Annotated in this window: 16 protein-coding genes; 15 read left to right on the forward strand and 1 reads right to left on the reverse strand. The window is 64.3% G+C overall.

Going from position 1 to position 17,570, the window contains the following annotated elements:
- Window positions 1-19 precede the first annotated feature (19 nt).
- Window positions 20-1,171, reverse strand: coding sequence for a putative ABC transporter substrate-binding protein YdcS (gene ydcS, locus H040_RS03565; RefSeq protein WP_027920083.1), 1,152 nt, complete (start codon window positions 1,169-1,171; stop codon window positions 20-22).
- Between the two features lie 217 nt (window positions 1,172-1,388).
- Here ydcS and H040_RS03570 point away from each other — a divergent pair, with 217 nt between their 5' ends.
- The 15 genes from H040_RS03570 (at window position 1,389) to H040_RS03640 (ending at window position 17,496) form a co-directional block, all read left to right on the forward strand.
- Complete coding sequence (locus H040_RS03570; RefSeq protein ID WP_027920082.1) at window positions 1,389-2,075, forward strand: tellurite resistance TerB family protein; 687 nt, start codon at window positions 1,389-1,391, stop codon at window positions 2,073-2,075.
- Window positions 2,076-2,203: 128 nt separating this feature from the next.
- Entirely contained in the window at window positions 2,204-3,826 is a 1,623-nt protein-coding gene (locus H040_RS03575) for a methyl-accepting chemotaxis protein (RefSeq protein ID WP_027920081.1), read from the forward strand.
- 5 nt (window positions 3,827-3,831) lie between these two features.
- The gene (locus H040_RS03580) at window positions 3,832-4,338 is read left to right on the forward strand and encodes a chemotaxis protein CheW (protein WP_027920080.1); all 507 of its coding nucleotides are present in this window, start codon (window positions 3,832-3,834) and stop codon (window positions 4,336-4,338) included.
- Window positions 4,335-5,588 (forward strand): CheR family methyltransferase, encoded by a 1,254-nt coding sequence (locus H040_RS03585; RefSeq protein WP_027920079.1) that lies wholly within the window; start codon window positions 4,335-4,337, stop codon window positions 5,586-5,588. Before H040_RS03580 ends, H040_RS03585 begins: the two co-directional genes overlap by 4 nt.
- Window positions 5,585-6,250: a chemotaxis protein CheW gene (locus H040_RS03590; protein ID WP_027920078.1), complete on the forward strand. Its 666-nt coding sequence runs from the start codon at window positions 5,585-5,587 to the stop codon at window positions 6,248-6,250. The genes H040_RS03585 and H040_RS03590 overlap by 4 nt, the downstream gene beginning before the upstream one ends.
- Entirely contained in the window at window positions 6,247-8,529 is a 2,283-nt protein-coding gene (locus H040_RS03595) for a hybrid sensor histidine kinase/response regulator (RefSeq protein WP_027920077.1), read from the forward strand. Before H040_RS03590 ends, H040_RS03595 begins: the two co-directional genes overlap by 4 nt.
- Entirely contained in the window at window positions 8,526-9,539 is a 1,014-nt protein-coding gene (locus H040_RS03600; RefSeq protein WP_027920076.1) for a chemotaxis response regulator protein-glutamate methylesterase, read from the forward strand. Before H040_RS03595 ends, H040_RS03600 begins: the two co-directional genes overlap by 4 nt.
- 51 nt (window positions 9,540-9,590) lie before the next feature.
- Window positions 9,591-10,595, forward strand: coding sequence for a Wsp signal transduction system regulator diguanylate cyclase WspR (gene wspR / locus H040_RS03605; RefSeq protein WP_027920075.1), 1,005 nt, complete (start codon window positions 9,591-9,593; stop codon window positions 10,593-10,595).
- 89 nt (window positions 10,596-10,684) lie between these two features.
- A protein-coding gene (prfB, locus tag H040_RS03610) for a peptide chain release factor 2 (protein WP_112312756.1) occupies window positions 10,685-11,780 on the forward strand; the annotation gives its coding sequence in 2 pieces (ribosomal slippage) (window positions 10,685-10,756 and window positions 10,758-11,780; 1,095 coding nt in all).
- A 91-nt stretch (window positions 11,781-11,871) separates the two neighbouring features.
- Window positions 11,872-13,374: a lysine--tRNA ligase gene (gene lysS / locus H040_RS03615; protein ID WP_027920073.1), complete on the forward strand. Its 1,503-nt coding sequence runs from the start codon at window positions 11,872-11,874 to the stop codon at window positions 13,372-13,374.
- 208 nt (window positions 13,375-13,582) lie between these two features.
- On the forward strand, window positions 13,583-14,287 hold the full coding sequence (locus H040_RS03620; protein ID WP_027920072.1) for a TetR/AcrR family transcriptional regulator: 705 nt from the start codon (window positions 13,583-13,585) through the stop codon (window positions 14,285-14,287).
- A gap of 29 nt (window positions 14,288-14,316) precedes the next feature.
- Window positions 14,317-14,865 (forward strand): hypothetical protein, encoded by a 549-nt coding sequence (locus H040_RS03625; RefSeq protein WP_027920071.1) that lies wholly within the window; start codon window positions 14,317-14,319, stop codon window positions 14,863-14,865.
- A gap of 135 nt (window positions 14,866-15,000) precedes the next feature.
- Window positions 15,001-16,278: a flavohemoglobin expression-modulating QEGLA motif protein gene (locus H040_RS03630; RefSeq protein WP_027920070.1), complete on the forward strand. Its 1,278-nt coding sequence runs from the start codon at window positions 15,001-15,003 to the stop codon at window positions 16,276-16,278.
- Window positions 16,250-17,173, forward strand: coding sequence for an alpha/beta hydrolase (locus H040_RS03635; RefSeq protein WP_027920069.1), 924 nt, complete (start codon window positions 16,250-16,252; stop codon window positions 17,171-17,173). The genes H040_RS03630 and H040_RS03635 overlap by 29 nt, the downstream gene beginning before the upstream one ends.
- Window positions 17,170-17,496, forward strand: a complete 327-nt coding sequence (locus H040_RS03640) for a hypothetical protein (protein ID WP_027920068.1) — start codon at window positions 17,170-17,172, stop codon at window positions 17,494-17,496. Before H040_RS03635 ends, H040_RS03640 begins: the two co-directional genes overlap by 4 nt.
- The last annotated feature ends 74 nt before the right edge of the window (window positions 17,497-17,570 follow it).

Genomic DNA, 17,570 nt, shown 5'->3' on the forward strand with positions numbered 1-17,570 from the left:
TACCTGTAGCAAGCCTGTGCTAGCGCCCGCCCATGATCGCTATGTAATCCTGGGTCCAGCGGCTGTACGGCACGAACTTGCCGCCCTGGGCCTGCGGGGTTTTCCAGAAGGCGATCTTGTCGAAGTTGTCGAAGCCGTTGGTCTTGCACCCTTCAGCCCCCAGCAACTCACTGCCGGTGCAAGCTGCCGGCACTGCGGGCAACGAGCCGAACCAGGCCGCCACATCGCCTTGCACCTTGGGTTGCAGCGACCAGTCCATCCATTTGTAGGCGCAATTGGGGTGCTTGGCCTCGCTGTGCAGCATGGTGGTGTCGGCCCAGCCGGTGGCGCCTTCCTTCGGAATGGTCGAGGCCACCGGCTGGTTCTCGGCCTTCAGGCCATTGACCATGTAGCCCCATGAGCTGGAGGCAACCACGCCTTCGTTCTTCACGTCGCTCATCTGTACCGTGGCGTCATGCCAGTAACGGTGGATCAGCGGTTGCTGCTGGCGCAGTAATTCGAGCACGGCCTTGTACTGGGCTTCATTGAGCTCGTACGGGTCCTTGATGCCCAGCTCGGGCTTGGCGGATTTCAGGTACAGCGCGGCATCGGCGATGTAGATCGGCCCGTCGTAAGCCTGTACGCGGCCCTTGTTCGGCTTGCCATCGGGCAGGTCCTGCGGCTCGAACACCACGTTCCAGCTGGTGGGGGCCTGCTTGAAGGTATTGGTGTTGTACAGCAGCACGTTCGGGCCCCATTGGTAGGGCGTGCCATACACCTGTTTGTCGACCACGTACCAGCCACCGTTCTGCAGGCGTGGGTCGATGTTCTTCCAGTTGGGGATCAGCGCTGTGTTGATGGGCTGTACGCGCTTGCCGACGATCAGGCGCAGCGAGGCGTCGCCGGAAGCGGTGACCAGGTCGTAGCCGCCCTTGGTCATCAGGCTGACCATTTCATCGGAAGTGGCCGCAGTCTTGACGCTGACCTTGCAGCCGGTTTCCTTCTCGAAACCGCTGACCCAGTCATAGGCCTTGTCGCTTTCACCGCGCTCGATGTAGCCGGGCCAGGCGACGATATCCAGCCGGCCTTCGCCGGCGCCAACGGCCTTGGGCATCTCGGCGGCCTGCAGGCTGGCGCTGGCCAGCAGTGCGCCGGTCATGGCGCCGAGCAATGCGGTCTTGTGCACTGACATGGTGTTCCCTCTTCTTGGAGATTTTGGTCGGGGCAGTCATCAAGAAAGCAGTGAAGCGATTGTGATAAGCGTAGTGCGCCTGTGCAGGTTGTTGGCGATGACGAGTCTAGTTGGCTTTTTGCCTGCTAATGCAACATCCGGAAGCAAATCCCCGAGTGGCCGCTTACGCGGCAGGCCTTACTCTGCTCGTTCCTTTCCGTATCGTGGAGACGTGCACATGAACACCCGTGGCCTGCTCGATCAATTGCTCAAATCTGGCCAGGAGCTGCTCAACAAGCAGCCTGGCGCAGGCAAGCCGTCAGCCGGCGCCGGTGGCTTGGGCGGCCTGCTCTCCGGGGCCGGCACAGGTGCCTTGGGGGCGGGTGCGCTGGGCCTGCTGCTGGGCAGCAAGAAGGCCCGCAAGTATGGTGGCAAGGCGCTCACCTACGGTGGCCTGGCCGCTCTTGGCGTGCTGGCTTACAAGGCCTATGGCAACTGGCAGGCGCGCCAGGGCACAGGGCAGGGCAGCGAGCCGCAGACGCTCGATCGCCTCCCGCCGGCCCAGGCCGAACAGCACAGCCAGGCGGTGCTGCGCGCGCTGGTGGCGGCGGCCAAGTCCGATGGCCATATCGACGAGCGCGAGCGGGCCCTGATCGAAGGCGAATTCACCCGCCTGGACAACGACCGCGACCTGCAGCACTGGCTGCACGATGAACTGAACAAGCCGCTTGACCCGGCCGAAGTCGCTCGCGCCGCGCAAACCCCTGAGATGGCTGCAGAGATGTATCTGGCCAGCGTGATGATGGTCGATCAGGAAAACTTCATGGAGCGCGCCTACCTCGACGAACTGGCCCGCCAGTTGCGCCTCGACCCGGCCCTGCGCCAGGAACTGGAGAGCCAGGTACGGCTTGCCGCAGGTCAATGAACTGGAAAATGGCCTGTCCGCCAGGGATAGAGGCCTGAATACCTCGCATTTCAGCCGCAAAAGCGTAGGAAGCCTGGGCTATACTTCGGCGATTTTTCCCGCTCGTTGTGAATTCCTGAGGGCTGAATGTGAAGAACTGGACCTTGCGCCAACGGATCCTGGCAAGTTTCGCCGTGATCATCGCCATCATGCTGCTGATGATCGTAGCCGCTTACTCGCGGTTGGTGACGATCGAAAGCGCCGAGGAAGCGGTGGGTACAGACAGCATTCCAGGTGTCTACTACAGCTCGATGATCCGCAGCGCCTGGGTCGACAGCTATGTCACCAGCCAGCAACTGGTGGGCCTGTCCAACCACCGCGAGATCACCCCGGCCGACATGGAGCTGTTCAAGAGCTTCGATGACCGCCTCAAGCAGTACATGGCCAGCTACCAGGGCACCATCCAGGACAGCGAAGACCAGAAGCGCTTCGACACCTTCGTCAAGCTTGAGGAAAACTACCTCAAGCTCGTCGGCCAGGTGCTTGATGCCTACCGGCAGCACAATTACACCGAAGCCGAGCGGCTGATCAGCGAGGCGCTTACCCCGGCCTGGGTGGAAGGGCGCAAGCACCTCAACACGGTGATCGAGCACAACCGCGAGTCGGCAGACGCTGCCACCCATGAAATTGTCAGTGCCGTGAGCACGGCCAAGGGCAGCATGATGGTCTCGCTGCTGCTGGCGATCGTGGCCGCCGGCATCTGTGGCTTGCTGTTGATGCGCGCCATCACAGCCCCTGTGCAGCGCGTGGTGCATGCCCTCGACAAACTGCGCTCGGGCGACCTGAGCATGCGCCTGAGCCTGGACCGCAAGGATGAGTTCGGCGCCATCGAGAGCGGCTTCAACGAAATGGCCGAAGCCCTGGCCAACCTGGTGGCCCAGGCGCAGCGCTCGTCGGTACAGGTAACCACCTCGGTCACCGAGATTGCCGCCACCTCCAAGCAACAGCAGGCCACCGCTACCGAGACGGCTGCCACCACCACCGAGATCGGCGCCACCTCGCGTGAAATCGCCGCTACCTCGCGCGACCTGGTGCGCACCATGACCGAGGTCACCAGCGCTGCCGACCAGGCGTCGAGCCTGGCGGGCTCCGGCCAGCAGGGCCTGGCGCGCATGGAAGAGACCATGCACCAGGTGATGGGCGCCGCCGACCTGGTCAACGCCAAGCTGGGTATCCTCAACGAGAAGGCCAGCAACATCACGCAGATGGTGGTGACCATCGTCAAGGTGGCCGACCAGACCAACCTGCTTTCGCTCAATGCCGCCATCGAGGCGGAAAAGGCCGGTGAATATGGCCGCGGTTTTGCCGTGGTCGCCACCGAGGTGCGGCGCCTGGCCGACCAGACGGCCGTGGCCACCTACGACATCGAGCAGATGGTGCGGGAAATCCAGTCGGCGGTGTCGGCCGGGGTGATGGGCATGGACAAGTTCTCCGAAGAAGTGCGCCGCGGCATGTTCGAAGTGCAGCAGGTGGGCGAGCAACTGAGCCAGATCATTCACCAGGTCCAGGCCCTGGCTCCGCGTGTGCTGATGGTCAATGAGGGCATGCAGGCCCAGGCCACCGGTGCCGAGCAGATCAACCAGGCCCTGGCCCAGCTCAGCGATGCCAGCACCCAGACGGTGGAATCGCTGCGCCAGGCCAGCTTCGCCATCGATGAGCTGAGCCAGGTGGCCGCCGGCCTGCGCGGTGGTGTATCGCGCTTCAAAGTCTGATCACCATGACCAACCTGCACTCTTACCCGGCAGCGGCGGCCAGCGCCAAGGGCACGCTGTACTTGCAGTTTCGCCTCAACCAGCAGCGTTTTGCCCTGGACGTGCGCGAAGTGATCGAGGTGCTGCCGCGCCGCCCGCTCAAGCCGATTGCCCAGGCGCCGGCTTGGGTGGCCGGCATCCTGCCCCATCGCGGCGTGCTGGTGCCAGTGGTTGACCTGAGTGCGCTGAGCTTCGCGCGGCCGGCCGCCGAGCGCGCCAGCACGCGCCTGGTGCTGGTGCATTACCGTCACGACCAGGTGCTGGGCCTGATCCTCGAACAAGCCACCGAAACCCTGCGCTGCATGCCGGATGAGTTCCAGCCTTATGGCCTGGATAACGGCGAAGCGCGTTACCTGGGCCCGGTTCGCCAGGACGCTCAGGGCTTGTTGCAACGGATCGTGGTGGATGACCTGCTGACCGATAGCGTGCGCGAGCGGTTGTTTCCGCTGGCGCAAGGGCAGGAGGCGCCATGAGCGAGCAACGTTTTTTCCGCTTCTTGCAAACGCGTATCGGTCTGGATGTCGAGTCTGTTGGCGTGCCGATGGTCGAGCGGGCACTGCGCCAGCGCTGCGTCGCACTGAATGCCACCGATCTGAATGATTACTGGGTCCGTCTGCAGCAATCGGCGGACGAGCAACTGGCCCTGATCGAGGCCGTGATCGTCCCGGAGACCTGGTTCTTTCGCTACCCGGAATCGTTCACCGCACTGGTCGGCCTGGCCCAGAAGCGCCTGGCCGAGCTGGCCGGTGAGCGGCCGTTGCGTCTGCTCAGCCTGCCGTGCTCCACCGGCGAGGAGCCGTACTCGCTCGCCATGGCCTTGCTCGACGCGGGCATGAGCCCACTCGATTTTCGCATCGACGGGGTCGATATCAGTCCAAGCTCGGTCGCCAGGGGCATACAGGGCTTGTATGGGCGCAACTCGTTCCGCGGCAGCGAACTGTCGTTTCGCGAGCGCCATTTCCGTGAGCGCGATGACGGGCACCAGTTGGATGAGCGGGTACGCCGGCAGGTGAGCCTGGAAGTGGGCAATGTGCTCGACCCGGCGCTCGCCAGCCGCAACGGCCAGTACGACTTCGTGTTCTGTCGCAACCTGCTGATCTACTTCGATGTACCGACCCAGCAGCGTGTGTTCGAAGTGCTCAAGCGCCTTGCACAGCCGCAGGGCGTGCTGTTCATCGGCCCGGCCGAGGGAAGTTTGCTGGCGCGGTTGGGGATGCGGCCATTGGGGATTGCCCAGTCGTTCGCTTATGTGCGCCAACCGGTGGATGTCCCCGCCATGCCGGCCCTGCCACCAAGCCGCGTGGCCCTGCCCGTTGCCCCAAGCCGCCCAAGGCCCGTGCCTGCGCCGCCCGCACGGCCGCTGCGGGCGATTGCGCCTGCCCCTTCGGCAGCGCCACCGCGCGAGAGCGAAAGCGAATTGCTGGCCAGCATCGCGCGCCAGGCCAATGCCGGCGACAGCGCCCAGGCCCGCGCCAGTTGCCAGCGCTATCTGCGCCAGTTCGCACCGAAGGCCCAAGTCTACTACTGGCTAGGGCTGCTGAGTGATACCGAAGGCGATGCACAACAGGCGCTGACCCATTACCGCAAGGCGCTGTACCTGGAACCTCAGCACCCTGAGGCATTGCTGCACCTGGCCACGCTGCTGGCGGCCCAAGGCGATGAAGTTGGTGCCCGCCGCCTGCAGGCACGTGCGGCACGGGTTGGCCGGGAGTCTGAACGATGAAAGCCGAACACGGGATCGAGCTGCTGGCCCAGGACGATGAGCGCATCGACGATTGCTGGAACCGCATTGGCGTACACGGCAACAAGCAATGCCCGCTGCTGGAGCGGCATATCCATTGCCGCAACTGCGAAGTCTACGCGGCGGCGGCCACGCGCCTGCTCGACCGCTATGCGCTGATCGAAGCGGACCTGGTGCATGCGCACGCCCCTGCCGAAACCCGCGCCGGGCGTTCGCAACTGCTGTTCCGCCTGGGCGAAGAATGGCTGGCCTTGGCCACTGCCTGCCTGGTCGAGATCGCCCATCTGCAGCCGGTGCATTCATTGCCGCATCAGCGCTCGCGCGTGCTGCAAGGGGTGGCCAACGTGCGCGGTGCGCTGGTGCCGTGCCTGTCACTGAGCGACCTGCTGGGTGTGGAGCGATTGTCCGAGCCGGCGCGTGGCGGCCGGGCGATGCCGCGCATGCTGATCCTGGCAGCGTCGGGCGGACCGGTGGTGATGGCCGTGGACGAGATCGATGGCATTCACCGCCTCGACGCCACACTGCTGGACGCCAGCGAAGATGCCGCGCCGTTCACCGCTGCGGTAATGCAATGGCGCGGGCGCAGCGTGCGTGTGCTGGACGATCAACAATTACTGTCTGCCGTGCAGCGGAGCCTGTCATGACCCCAGAGCAAATGCGCGACGCATCGCTGCTCGAACTGTTCAGCCTGGAGGCCGAGGCGCAGACCCAGGTGCTCAGTACCGGGCTGATGGCACTGGAACGCAACCCGACCCAGGCCGACCAGCTGGAAGCCTGCATGCGTGCGGCGCACTCATTGAAAGGCGCGGCGCGCATCGTCGGTATCGATGCCGGGGTCAGCGTCGCCCACGTCATGGAAGATTGCCTGGTGGCGGGCCAGGAAGGCCGGCTGCTGTTGCGCGCCGAACACATCGACGCGCTGCTGCGTGGCACCGACTTGCTGATGCACATCGCCACCCCTGGCGACCCGCATGGCGAGGCGCTGGTGCCGGCGTTCCTGCGGCAGATGGCCAGCTTGCTCGACCCCGGTGCCGCGCCCCTGCCCGCAGCGGTTGCACTTGAGCCACCGTCGCCCGTGGTCCCGCCGGCCCAGACGGAGCCCGTGGTGCCGGCCTTGGAAACAGACGTCGAGCCAGCTGCGCCGCGCAAGGCTGGCAAGCGCGCGGGTGAGGGGGGTGAGCGGGTGTTGCGGGTGACGGCCGACCGCCTGAACAGCCTGCTCGACCTGTCGAGCAAGTCGTTGGTCGAGACCCAGCGCCTCAAGCCCTACCTGGCCACCTTGCAGCGCCTCAAGCGCATGCATGGCCAAGGCATGCGGGCCCTCGACGGCCTGAAAACGCAACTCGAAGACAGCGGCCAGAGCATTGAGGTGCTCGACGCCCTGGCCCAGACCCAGCGACTGCTGGCGGAAACCCAGCAGATTCTGCAGCAGCAGGCCGCCGACCTCGACGAGTTCGGTTGGCAGGCCAGCCAGCGTGCGCAGTTGCTGTACGACACGGCATTGGCCTGCCGCATGCGCCCGTTTGCCGACGTGCTCACCGGCCAGAGCCGCATGGTCCGCGACCTGGGGCGTTCGCTCGGCAAGCAGGTGCAACTGCAGATCGAAGGCGAAAAGACCCAGGTCGATCGCGACGTGCTGGAAAAGCTCGAAGCGCCGTTGACCCACTTGCTGCGCAATGCCGTCGACCATGGCGTCGAGCTGCCCGAGCGGCGCCTGCTGGCGGGCAAACCAGCGGAAGGCACGATCCGCTTGCGCGCCTCGCACCAGGCCGGCCTGCTGATGCTCGAACTGAGCGATGATGGCGCAGGCATCGACCTTGAGCGCCTGAAACGCAACATCGTCGAGCGCGGCCTGTCGCCCGCCGATACCGTGGCGCAAATGAGTGAGGCCGAGCTGCTGACCTTCCTGTTCCTGCCGGGCTTCAGCCTGCGTGACAAGGTCACCGAGGTGTCTGGCCGTGGTGTTGGCCTGGATGCAGTGCAGCACATGGTCCGCGACCTGCGCGGATCTATCGAACTGACCCAGGTGCCTGGCCAGGGCTGCCGTTTCCAGCTTGAGGTGCCGCTGACCCTGTCGGTGGTGCGCAGCCTGGTGGTGGAGGTGGGGGATGAGGCGTATGCGTTCCCGCTGGCGCATATCGAGCGCACCCTCGAGGTGGCGGCCGACGAGATCGTGCAGATCGAGGGGCGCCAGCATTTCTGGCACGAAGGCCGACATATTGGCCTGGTGGCTGCCAGCCAGTTGCTCAACCGGCCGGCAGGGCAGGGTGAGGCAAACAGCCTGCGGGTGGTGGTGATCCGTGAGCGTGAGCAGCTGTACGGGGTGGCCGTGGAGCGCCTGATCGGCGAGCGGGTGCTGGTGGTGATGCCGCTCGACCCGCGCCTGGGCAAGGTCCAGGACATCTCTGCAGGGGCGTTGCTGGACGATGGCTCGGTGGTGCTGATCATCGATGTCGAAGACTTGCTGCGTTCGGTGGAAAAACTGCTCAGCACTGGCCGCCTGGAACGCATCGAGCGCGGTGCGCAAGGCGCGCGAGGCGTGAGCCGCAAGCGCATCCTGGTGGTCGACGACTCGCTCACCGTGCGCGAACTGCAGCGCAAGCTGCTCAGTAACCGTGGCTACGACGTCGCAGTGGCGGTGGACGGTATGGACGGCTGGAACGCCCTGCGCAGTGAGGACTTCGACCTGTTGATCACCGATATCGACATGCCGCGCATGGATGGCATCGAGCTGGTCACCCTGGTGCGCCGCGACCAGCGGTTGCAGTCGTTGCCGGTGATGGTGGTGTCGTACAAGGACCGCGAAGAAGATCGCCGACGTGGCCTGGACGCTGGCGCCGACTACTATTTGGCAAAGGCCAGCTTCCATGACGATGCGTTGCTGGATGCCGTGGTGGAATTGATCGGAGGTGCTCAGGGATGAAGGTCGCCATCGTCAACGATATGCCCATGGCGGTAGAGGCGTTGCGCCGGGCCCTGGCCTTCGAGCCGGCGCACCAGGTGATCTGGGTGGCCGGCAATGGGGCCGAAGCCGTGCGCAAGTGCGCCGAGGATACCCCCGACCTGATTCTCATGGACCTGATCATGCCGGTGATGGACGGCGTCGAGGCGACCCGGCGGATCATGGCCGAAACGCCCTGCGCCATCGTTATCGTCACCGTCGACCGCAAGCAGAACGTGCACCGGGTGTTCGAGGCCATGGGCCATGGGGCCCTGGACGTGGTCGACACCCCCGCGGTGGGCGCGGGTGATGCACGTGCGGCAGCGGCGCCGCTGCTGCGCAAGATCCTCAATATCGGCTGGCTGATCGGCCAGCAGCGGCCCGGCGCGAGCAAGACGGTCGCCGCCCCCCTGCGCGAGGCGTCCCAGCGCAGCGGCCTGGTGGCCATCGGCTCGTCCGCAGGCGGCCCAGCCGCGCTCGAAGTGCTGCTAAAAGGCCTGCCGCGCGGTTTTCCAGCCTCGATCGTGCTGGTCCAGCATGTCGACCAGGTGTTTGCCGCCGGCATGGCCGAGTGGCTCGCCAGCGCCTGCGGCTTGCCGGTGCGCCTGGCCCGCGAGGGCGAGCCGCCACAACCCGGGCAAGTGCTGCTGGCCGGCACCAATCACCATATCCGCCTGCTACAGGGTGGCCAGTTGGCCTACACTGCCGAACCGGTCAACGAGATCTACCGGCCTTCGATCGACGTGTTCTTCGAGAGCGTGGCGCGCCACTGGAACGGCGACGCGGTGGGCGTGCTGCTTACCGGCATGGGCCGTGATGGTGCCCAAGGCCTGAAGCTGATGCGCCAGCAGGGCTTTCTGACGATTGCCCAGGACCAGGCCAGCAGTGCGGTCTACGGCATGCCAAAGGCCGCTGCGGCTATCGATGCTGCGGTGGAAATCCGCCCGCTTGAGCGAATCGCCGGGCGCTTGATGGAAATCTTCGCAAAATGACCACATGTATTGAGTCACGTCGCCTGAGCGGCAGTGATCAGGTGAAAACGGATGACTGATCTACCGATCGAAGGTTTCGCGACCCCCAATGAAAATTCGGCGATGGTCCTTCTGGTGGACGATCAGGCGATGATCGGCGAAGCAGTGCGTCGTGGCCTGGCCCACGAAGAGAACATCGACTTCCACTTCTGTGCCGACCCGCACCAGGCGGTGGCCCAGGCGATGCGCATCAAGCCCACGGTCATCCTCCAGGACCTGATCATGCCCGGCCTTGACGGCCTGACCCTGGTGCGCGAGTACCGCAACAACCCAGCCACCCAGGACATCCCGATCATCGTCCTGTCGACCAAGGAAGACCCGCTGGTCAAGAGTGCGGCCTTCGCCGCCGGGGCCAACGATTACCTGGTCAAGCTGCCAGACACCATCGAGCTGGTGGCGCGCATCCGCTACCACTCGCGTTCCTACCTGACCCTGCTGCAGCGCGACGAGGCCTACCGCGCCCTGCGCGTAAGCCAGCAGCAGCTGCTCGACACCAACCTGATGCTGCAGCGCCTGATGAATTCCGACGGCCTCACCGGCTTGTCCAACCGCCGCCACTTCGACGAGTACCTGGAGCTGGAGTGGCGCCGGGCCATGCGTGAGCAGCAGCAATTGTCGCTGCTGATGATCGATGTCGATTACTTCAAGGTCTTCAACGACAGCTTCGGCCACCTGGCCGGCGACGAGGCCTTGCGCCAGGTGGCCGAAGCCATTCGTGGCTCCTGCTCGCGGCCGTCCGACCTGCCGGCGCGCTACGGCGGTGAGGAGTTCGCCCTGGTGTTGCCCAACACCTCGCCCGGTGGCGCGCGTCTGGTCGCAGAAAAGCTGCGCCAGACCGTTATCGGCCTGAACATTGCGCACAGCGCGCCGACCGCAGATTCGCACCTGACCGTGAGCATCGGCCTGGCGACCCAGACGCCAGCCATCGGTAGCCACTGCCGGCAGCTGATTTCGGCGGCAGACAAGGGGCTGTATCTGGCCAAGAACAACGGGCGCAACCAGGTCGGCATCGCCTGAGGCTGGTGCGGCTGCCCAACGGGCTGCCGCAGTTGCCTGGATCGGTTATACTCGCGGGCTTTTCACCGAATTCGCACGAGTAGCCAGCCATGGAAATCCAACCGATCCTGAACACCATCAAGGACCTCACCGAGCGTTCCCTGTCCATTCGGGGGTATCTTTGACTACGATCACAAGCATGACCGCCTGATCGAAGTCAACCGCGAGCTGGAAGACGCAGCCGTCTGGAACAAGCCCGAGTACGCCCAGGCCCTGGGCCGCGAGCGCGCCATGCTGGCGCAGGTGGTCGAGACCCTGGACAAGATGTCCAACGGCCTGGCCGACTGCAAGGACCTGCTCGACATGGCCGTCGAGGAAGGTGACGAAGGCGCTGTCAGCGATGTCGAGACCGAGCTGCAGGCCCTGGAAGAATCCCTGGCCCAGCTTGAGTTCCGTCGCATGTTCAGCGGCGAGATGGACATGAACAACGCCTACCTGGACATCCAGGCCGGCTCCGGTGGTACCGAAGCGCAGGACTGGGCCAACATCCTGCTGCGCATGTACCTGCGCTGGGCCGACAAGCGTGGTTTCGACGCTACCATCATCGAACTGTCCGAAGGTGAAGTCGCCGGCATCAAGGGTGCCACCGTGCACATCAAGGGCGAGTACGCCTTCGGCTGGCTGCGCACCGAGATCGGCGTGCACCGCCTGGTGCGCAAGAGCCCGTTCGACTCTGGCGCGCGTCGCCACACCTCGTTCTCGGCGGTGTTCGTCTCCCCCGAGATCGACGACAAGGTCGAGATCGAGATCAACCCGTCCGACCTGCGCATCGACACCTACCGCTCCTCCGGTGCCGGTGGTCAGCACGTCAACACCACCGACTCGGCGGTGCGTATCACCCACGTGCCGACCAACACCGTGGTGGCCTGCCAGAACGAACGCTCCCAGCACGCCAACAAGGACACCGCCATGAAAATGCTGCGGGCCAAGTTGTACGAGCTGGAAATGCAGAAGCGCAATGCCGCCTCGCAGGCACTGGAAGACAGCAAGTCGGACATCGGCTGGGGCCACCAGATCCGTTCCTACGTGCTGGATGACTCGCGCATCAAGGACCTGCGTACCGGCGTCGAGCGCAGTGACTGCCAGAAGGTTCTGGACGGCGACCTCGACCAGTACCTGGAAGCGAGCCTCAAGCAGGGGCTGTAAGCCGTACACCACTGCCGCGCTACCTGGCCAACCGCCGGTAGCGCGCCCTGCCCGACAAGGGCAACGAATACCTGATGGAAAGAATGACGACATGAGCGACCTCAAGACCGAATCGCAAGACCTGCAACAGGAAGAAAACGCCCTGATCGCCCTGCGCAAGGAAAAACTTGCCGCCGAGCGTGCCAAGGGCAATGCCTTCCCCAACGACTTCCGTCGCGACAGCTACTGCAACGACCTGCAGAAGCAGTACGCGGACAAGACCAAGGAAGAGCTGGAAGCAGCCGCGATCCCGGTCAAGGTTGCCGGCCGTATCATGCTCAACCGTGGCTCGTTCATGGTCATCCAGGACATGACTGGCCGTATCCAGGTCTACGTCAACCGCAAGACCCTGCCGGAAGAGACCCTGGCTGCGGTCAAGACCTGGGACCTGGGCGACATCATCAGCGCCGAAGGCACCCTGGCCCGTTCCGGCAAGGGTGACCTGTACGTCGAGATGACCAACGTGCGCCTGCTGACCAAGTCGCTGCGCCCGCTGCCAGACAAGCACCACGGCCTGACCGACACCGAGCAGCGCTACCGCCAGCGCTACGTCGACCTGATGGTCAACGAAGAAACCCGCCACACCTTCCGTGTGCGTTCGCAGGTGATCTCGCACATCCGCAAGTTCCTCATCGAGCGCGACTTCCTCGAAGTCGAGACGCCGATGCTGCAGACCATTCCAGGCGGTGCCGCGGCCAAACCGTTCGAAACCCACCACAACGCCCTGGACATGGCCATGTTCCTGCGCATCGCGCCTGAGCTGTACCTCAAGCGCCTGGTGGTCGGTGGCTTCGAAAAAGTGTTCGAGATCAACCGCAACTTCCGTAACGAAGGCGTTTCGACGCGTCACAACCCTGAATTCACCATGCTCGAGTTCTACCAGGCCTACGCCGACTACCGCGACAACATGGACCTCACCGAGGAACTGTTCCGCGAGCTGGCGCAGCTGGTGCTGGGCACCACCGACGTACCGTACGGCGACAAGGTGTTCCATTTCGGCGAGCCGTTCGTGCGCCTGTCGGTGTTCGACTCGATCCTCAAGTACAACCCGGAGCTGACCGCTGCCGACCTGCAGGACGTCGACCGTGCCCGCGAGATCGCCAAGAAGGCCGGTGCCAAGGTGCTGGGCCACGAAGGCCTGGGCAAGCTGCAGGTGATGATTTTCGAAGAGCTGGTCGAGCACAAGCTGGAGCAGCCGCACTTCATCACCGAGTACCCGTTCGAAGTCTCGCCGCTGGCCCGTCGCAACGACGACAACCCGTCCGTGACCGACCGTTTCGAGCTGTTCATCGGTGGCCGCGAGATCGCCAACGCCTACTCCGAGCTCAACGATGCCGAAGACCAGGCCGAGCGCTTCCTGGCCCAGGTGGCCGAGAAGGACGCCGGTGACGACGAAGCCATGCACTACGACGCCGACTTTGTTCGCGCCTTGGAATACGGCATGCCGCCGACCGCCGGTGAAGGCATCGGCATCGACCGCCTGGTGATGCTGCTGACCAACTCGCCGTCGATTCGCGACGTGATCCTGTTCCCGCACATGCGCCCACAGGCCTGAGTGAACTGAACAAGCCGCCTTTAGGGGCGGCTTTTTCTTGCCTGTACACTTGTATTGGCTGTACCGGCCTTTTCGCGGGCAAGCCCGCACCCACAGGTTTTTTGCACAGCTCCTGTGGGCTGTGGCGAACCCTGTGGGAGCGGGTTTACCCGCGAAGAGGCCGGCACTGACAAACCACTGTTTGTGAGGTACCCCCGTGACACCCGCAATGGCCCAACAAGGCGCCGCCGGCATCGCCACCGCCGTCGCTGAAAGCGTGCAATACCAGGGTCGCAAGACCGCCCGTCAAGGCAGCGAACAACGCCGCCAGCTGATCCTCGACGCCGCCATGCGCATCGTCGTGCGCGACGGCGTGCGTGGCGTGCGCCACCGTGCAGTGGCCGCCGAAGCCGGTGTGCCGCTGTCGGCCACCACCTACTACTTCAAGGACATCGAGGACCTGCTCACCGATACCTTCGCCCAGTACGTCGAGCGCAGTGCCGACTACATGGCCAAGCTCTGGGCCAACACCGAGGTGGTACTGCGCCAGCTGCTGGCCCAGGGCGATGGCAGCGTGCAGTCGCGGGCGCGGCTGGCCGACGAAATCGCGCGCATGACCGCCGACTATGTCCAGCGCCAGTTGCTCAACCGCCGCGATTTCATGATGGCCGAGCAGGCCTTCCGCCAGGAGGCCCTGCTGTGCCCGCGCTTGGCCGAGCTGGTGTGCGCGCACGAGCAGATTTTGCTGCATGGCGCACGCCAGCTGCTGCAGGTGGTAGGCTCGCAGCAACCGGAACAGGACGCCCAAATGTTGACGGCGATTATCGAGCAGATGGAATATCAGGGCCTGCTCAAGGATGCCGATGCGCAAGCCGATGGGCAGATGCTCGCTATGCTTACCCGTTACCTGCACCTGGTGTTGGCATCGGCCTGAGCTGAGACCGAACTTTCAAGGAGAACCTGATGAAAGCCTGGCGTGTGGTGTTGTTGACGTTGTCATTCCTGCTGCTGGGCGGTTGTCTGGTGACCTTTCATGAGCCGCTGCCGAGCAACCAGGCGGCGCCCAAGGCCTTGCTCGGCAAATGGAGCAGCAAGGACGCCTGGGGCGAACCGCTGAAGCTGACCATCAGCCGCAGCGGTGGCGATGCCTACAAGGCGGTGGCCACGGCCAAGGGCAAGGCGCCCGAGGAATACACGTTTACCGTCTCGCGGCATGGCAACCGCTGGTACCTGTCGGCTGGCGTGCCCAAGCGCCTGGGCGGCAACTTCCTGATCGGTGGATTCGACATCGTCGATGGCAAGGAACTGGTGGTCTACAACCTTGACGTCGAGCAGGTGCAGCAGGCAGTCGACAAGAAGGAATTGAGCGGGCGCAGCACTGAGGTGGCGGAAGAAAATGAACAGGGCGTGCTGATCGACAGCCCGTCGCCGCGCGTGCTGGCCTATCTGGATGATCCAGCCAACTCCGACCTGTTCGTTGAGGTGGCGCGGTTCCAGCGCTCCGGCAAATGACCGAGCTGGCCTCTTCGCGGCTGAAGCCGCTCCCACAGGTTCAGCGCCAGGCTTGAGGCGAGTGATAATCCTGTAGGAGCGGCTTTAGCCGCGAAGGGGCCGGCACAGGTATCTTGTTCTAGAAAGGAGTCCCCGGTGGACGAATACCAGCAAACCATCCGCGCCCTGTCTGACCGCATCGTCGCGGCGCAGACCCCGATCCGGGTCCTGGATGCGGTGAAATGGGACGACAACATTCGCCAGGGCTTCCTCAAGGCCAAGGGCAAGGAGCCACCCGCCGTTAACCGCGATTACTACCTGGCCCGCCCGCTGGCGTTCGACTCCAGCGCGGTGAAGGCCGAGTTCCAGGCCATCGAGCGTGACATCATTCGCCAACTCGGCCAGTTCAACCCGGTCGGGCAGATCATGAAGCGCATGTGCCGCGAGTACCGCATGGTCGTGCGCATGCTCGAAGCCCGCGGTACCGAAGACTTCGGGCTGATCTCCCAGGAACTCTACGGCGCGGCCTCCGATGCCTTCCATGCCGGTGATCCGACCCTGGCCGACCTGGGGCTGATGCTCTCGGACTACCTGAACAACATCGATGGGCGCGGTGACCTCAAGGACGAGCCGAAGAACCTCACTGCCAAAGAGGCCGTGGACATCCTCCAGCGCCGCCTGAACAAAGTGTTTGGCGAAGCCGAAGAAACCATCCGCGTATTCGAGTCGGACGGTATCGTCGCCGATGCTGCGGCCGGCGCCGACTATATCAAGGTGCGTGCCGATGCCATGTTCAACAACCGCGACGTACGTGCGCTGGAGGTGCATGAAGGCCTCGTGCACGTGGGCACCACGCTCAATGGCCTGAACCAGCCGATCTGCACCTTCCTGGCCAAGGGCCCGCCCTCGTCGACGGTGACCCAGGAAGGCCTGGCCATCCTCATGGAGGTAATCGCCTTTGCGTCCTACCCCAGCCGCTTGCGCAAGCTGACCAACCGCACCCGCGCCATCCACATGGTCGAGGAGGGGGCTGATTTCCTGCAGGTGTTCGACTTCTTCCGCGAACAAGGCTTCGAGATGACGCAGAGCTACAGCAACGCCAGCCGGGTGTTCCGCGGCTCGGTGCCCAATGGCCTGCCATTTACCAAGGACTTGTCCTACCTCAAGGGCTTCATCATGGTTTACAACTACATTCAGTTGGCCGTGAAGAAGGGCAAGCTTGAGCAGATTCCGCTGCTGTTCTGCGGCAAGACCACTCTGGAAGACATGCGCACCCTGCGCCAACTGGTCGAGGAGGGGCTGGTGGAGCCACCCAAGTACCTTCCGGAGCAGTTCCGTGACCTCAACGCACTGTCGGCCTGGATGTGCTTCTCCAACTTCCTCAACCACCTGAGCCTGGATCGCATTGAAGCCGACTACGCGAACATTCTCTGAAGGCTGCCGCCTGCTCGTCCTGGGCCTGCTCATGCTCGGGCTGGGCGGTTGCAGCAGCTTGCTGTTCTACCCGGAACCTGGCGAGCCGTTCACTCCGCAGCGGGCCAAGCTGGAGTACCGCGACATCACATTCACCACCGCCGATGGCCTGCGCCTGCATGGCTGGTGGCTGCCGGCCAAGGCTGGGGTGGAGGTGAAAGGGACGGTGCTGCACCTGCACGGCAATGGCGGCAACCTGCCAGGCCACCTGGGCGGCAGCTACTGGCTGCCGGAGCAGGGTTACCAGGTGCTGATGATCGATTACCGTGGCTATGGCCTGTCGGAGGGCTCGCCGAGCTTGCCCGAGGTCTACCAGGACATCGCTGCGGCGATGGCGTGGCTGGACCAGGCACCTGAGGTCAAGGGCAAGCCCCTGGTGCTACTCGGCCAGAGCCTCGGTGGGGCAATGGCGATCCATTACCTGGCGCAGCACCCAGATCAGCGCCAGCGCTTCAGTGCCTTGGTGTTCGACGGCGTGCCGGCCAGTTACCGAGGTGTCGGCCGCTATGCCCTGAGTACTTCGTGGATGACCTGGCCGCTGCAGGTGCCGCTGTCCTGGCTGGTGCCGGACGGCGACAGTGCGATCCGATCGATCGGGCAACTTAGCAGCCCGCCGAAGCTGTTTTTCCACAGCATCGACGACGCCCTGGTGCCGATGGACAACGGTATCCGCCTGTACCAGAACGCGCCGGCCCCGAGGGTGCTGCAACTGACCCGTGGCGGCCATGTGCAGACTTTCGCCGACCCGGTGTGGCGCCAGGTGATGCTGCGCTTTCTCGATGACCCCAGCCATTTCAACGGCCTGCGGCGGCTTGCCGAAGTGCCCAACTACCCTGACGAGAAGAACCAGCAATGAGTGAAGAACGCAACGCCATCCCGCTGATCCTGACCGGCGTCGGCAGCATCATCGTGACGGTGGGAGCCCTCTGGTACTACGGCTACCTGCATTTCGCCAAACCTGAGGATGCGCTGCTGCTGCAGGACTTCACCATGCTCAAGACCATCCCTGGCGAAGACTACAAGGTCTCGCTGGACCCGGCACCGCAGGTGGCCCAGTGCGTGGATGGCGTGCTGGTGCTGTTCGATACCGAACAGAAAGGCCTGACCGGCGTGCTGGTGGACAGCCGCAAGCGCGCGGTGCGTTGCATGGGCGAGGAGACCCCGAAGCAGGTGCAGTGAGGGTTGACGTGGGGTTTTTGGCGCCTGTGAGATCGAGCGCCGCCCGCGCGGCGCATCGCGGATGAATCCGCTCC

The organism is Pseudomonas sp. URMO17WK12:I7, assembly GCF_003269045.1.
In the GTDB taxonomy this organism is placed as follows: Bacteria; Pseudomonadota; Gammaproteobacteria; order Pseudomonadales; family Pseudomonadaceae; genus Aquipseudomonas; species Aquipseudomonas putida_J.

Coding starts and splice junctions, on each gene's coding strand:
- ydcS (WP_027920083.1), bottom strand. CDS start 1,171: ATGTCAGTGCACAAGACCGCATTGCTCGGCGCCATGACCGGCGCACTG.
- H040_RS03570 (WP_027920082.1), top strand. CDS start 1,389: ATGAACACCCGTGGCCTGCTCGATCAATTGCTCAAATCTGGCCAGGAG.
- H040_RS03580 (WP_027920080.1), top strand. CDS start 3,832: ATGACCAACCTGCACTCTTACCCGGCAGCGGCGGCCAGCGCCAAGGGC.
- H040_RS03585 (WP_027920079.1), top strand. CDS start 4,335: ATGAGCGAGCAACGTTTTTTCCGCTTCTTGCAAACGCGTATCGGTCTG.
- H040_RS03590 (WP_027920078.1), top strand. CDS start 5,585: ATGAAAGCCGAACACGGGATCGAGCTGCTGGCCCAGGACGATGAGCGC.
- H040_RS03595 (WP_027920077.1), top strand. CDS start 6,247: ATGACCCCAGAGCAAATGCGCGACGCATCGCTGCTCGAACTGTTCAGC.
- H040_RS03600 (WP_027920076.1), top strand. CDS start 8,526: ATGAAGGTCGCCATCGTCAACGATATGCCCATGGCGGTAGAGGCGTTG.
- wspR (WP_027920075.1), top strand. CDS start 9,591: ATGACTGATCTACCGATCGAAGGTTTCGCGACCCCCAATGAAAATTCG.
- lysS (WP_027920073.1), top strand. CDS start 11,872: ATGAGCGACCTCAAGACCGAATCGCAAGACCTGCAACAGGAAGAAAAC.
- H040_RS03620 (WP_027920072.1), top strand. CDS start 13,583: ATGGCCCAACAAGGCGCCGCCGGCATCGCCACCGCCGTCGCTGAAAGC.
- H040_RS03625 (WP_027920071.1), top strand. CDS start 14,317: ATGAAAGCCTGGCGTGTGGTGTTGTTGACGTTGTCATTCCTGCTGCTG.
- H040_RS03640 (WP_027920068.1), top strand. CDS start 17,170: ATGAGTGAAGAACGCAACGCCATCCCGCTGATCCTGACCGGCGTCGGC.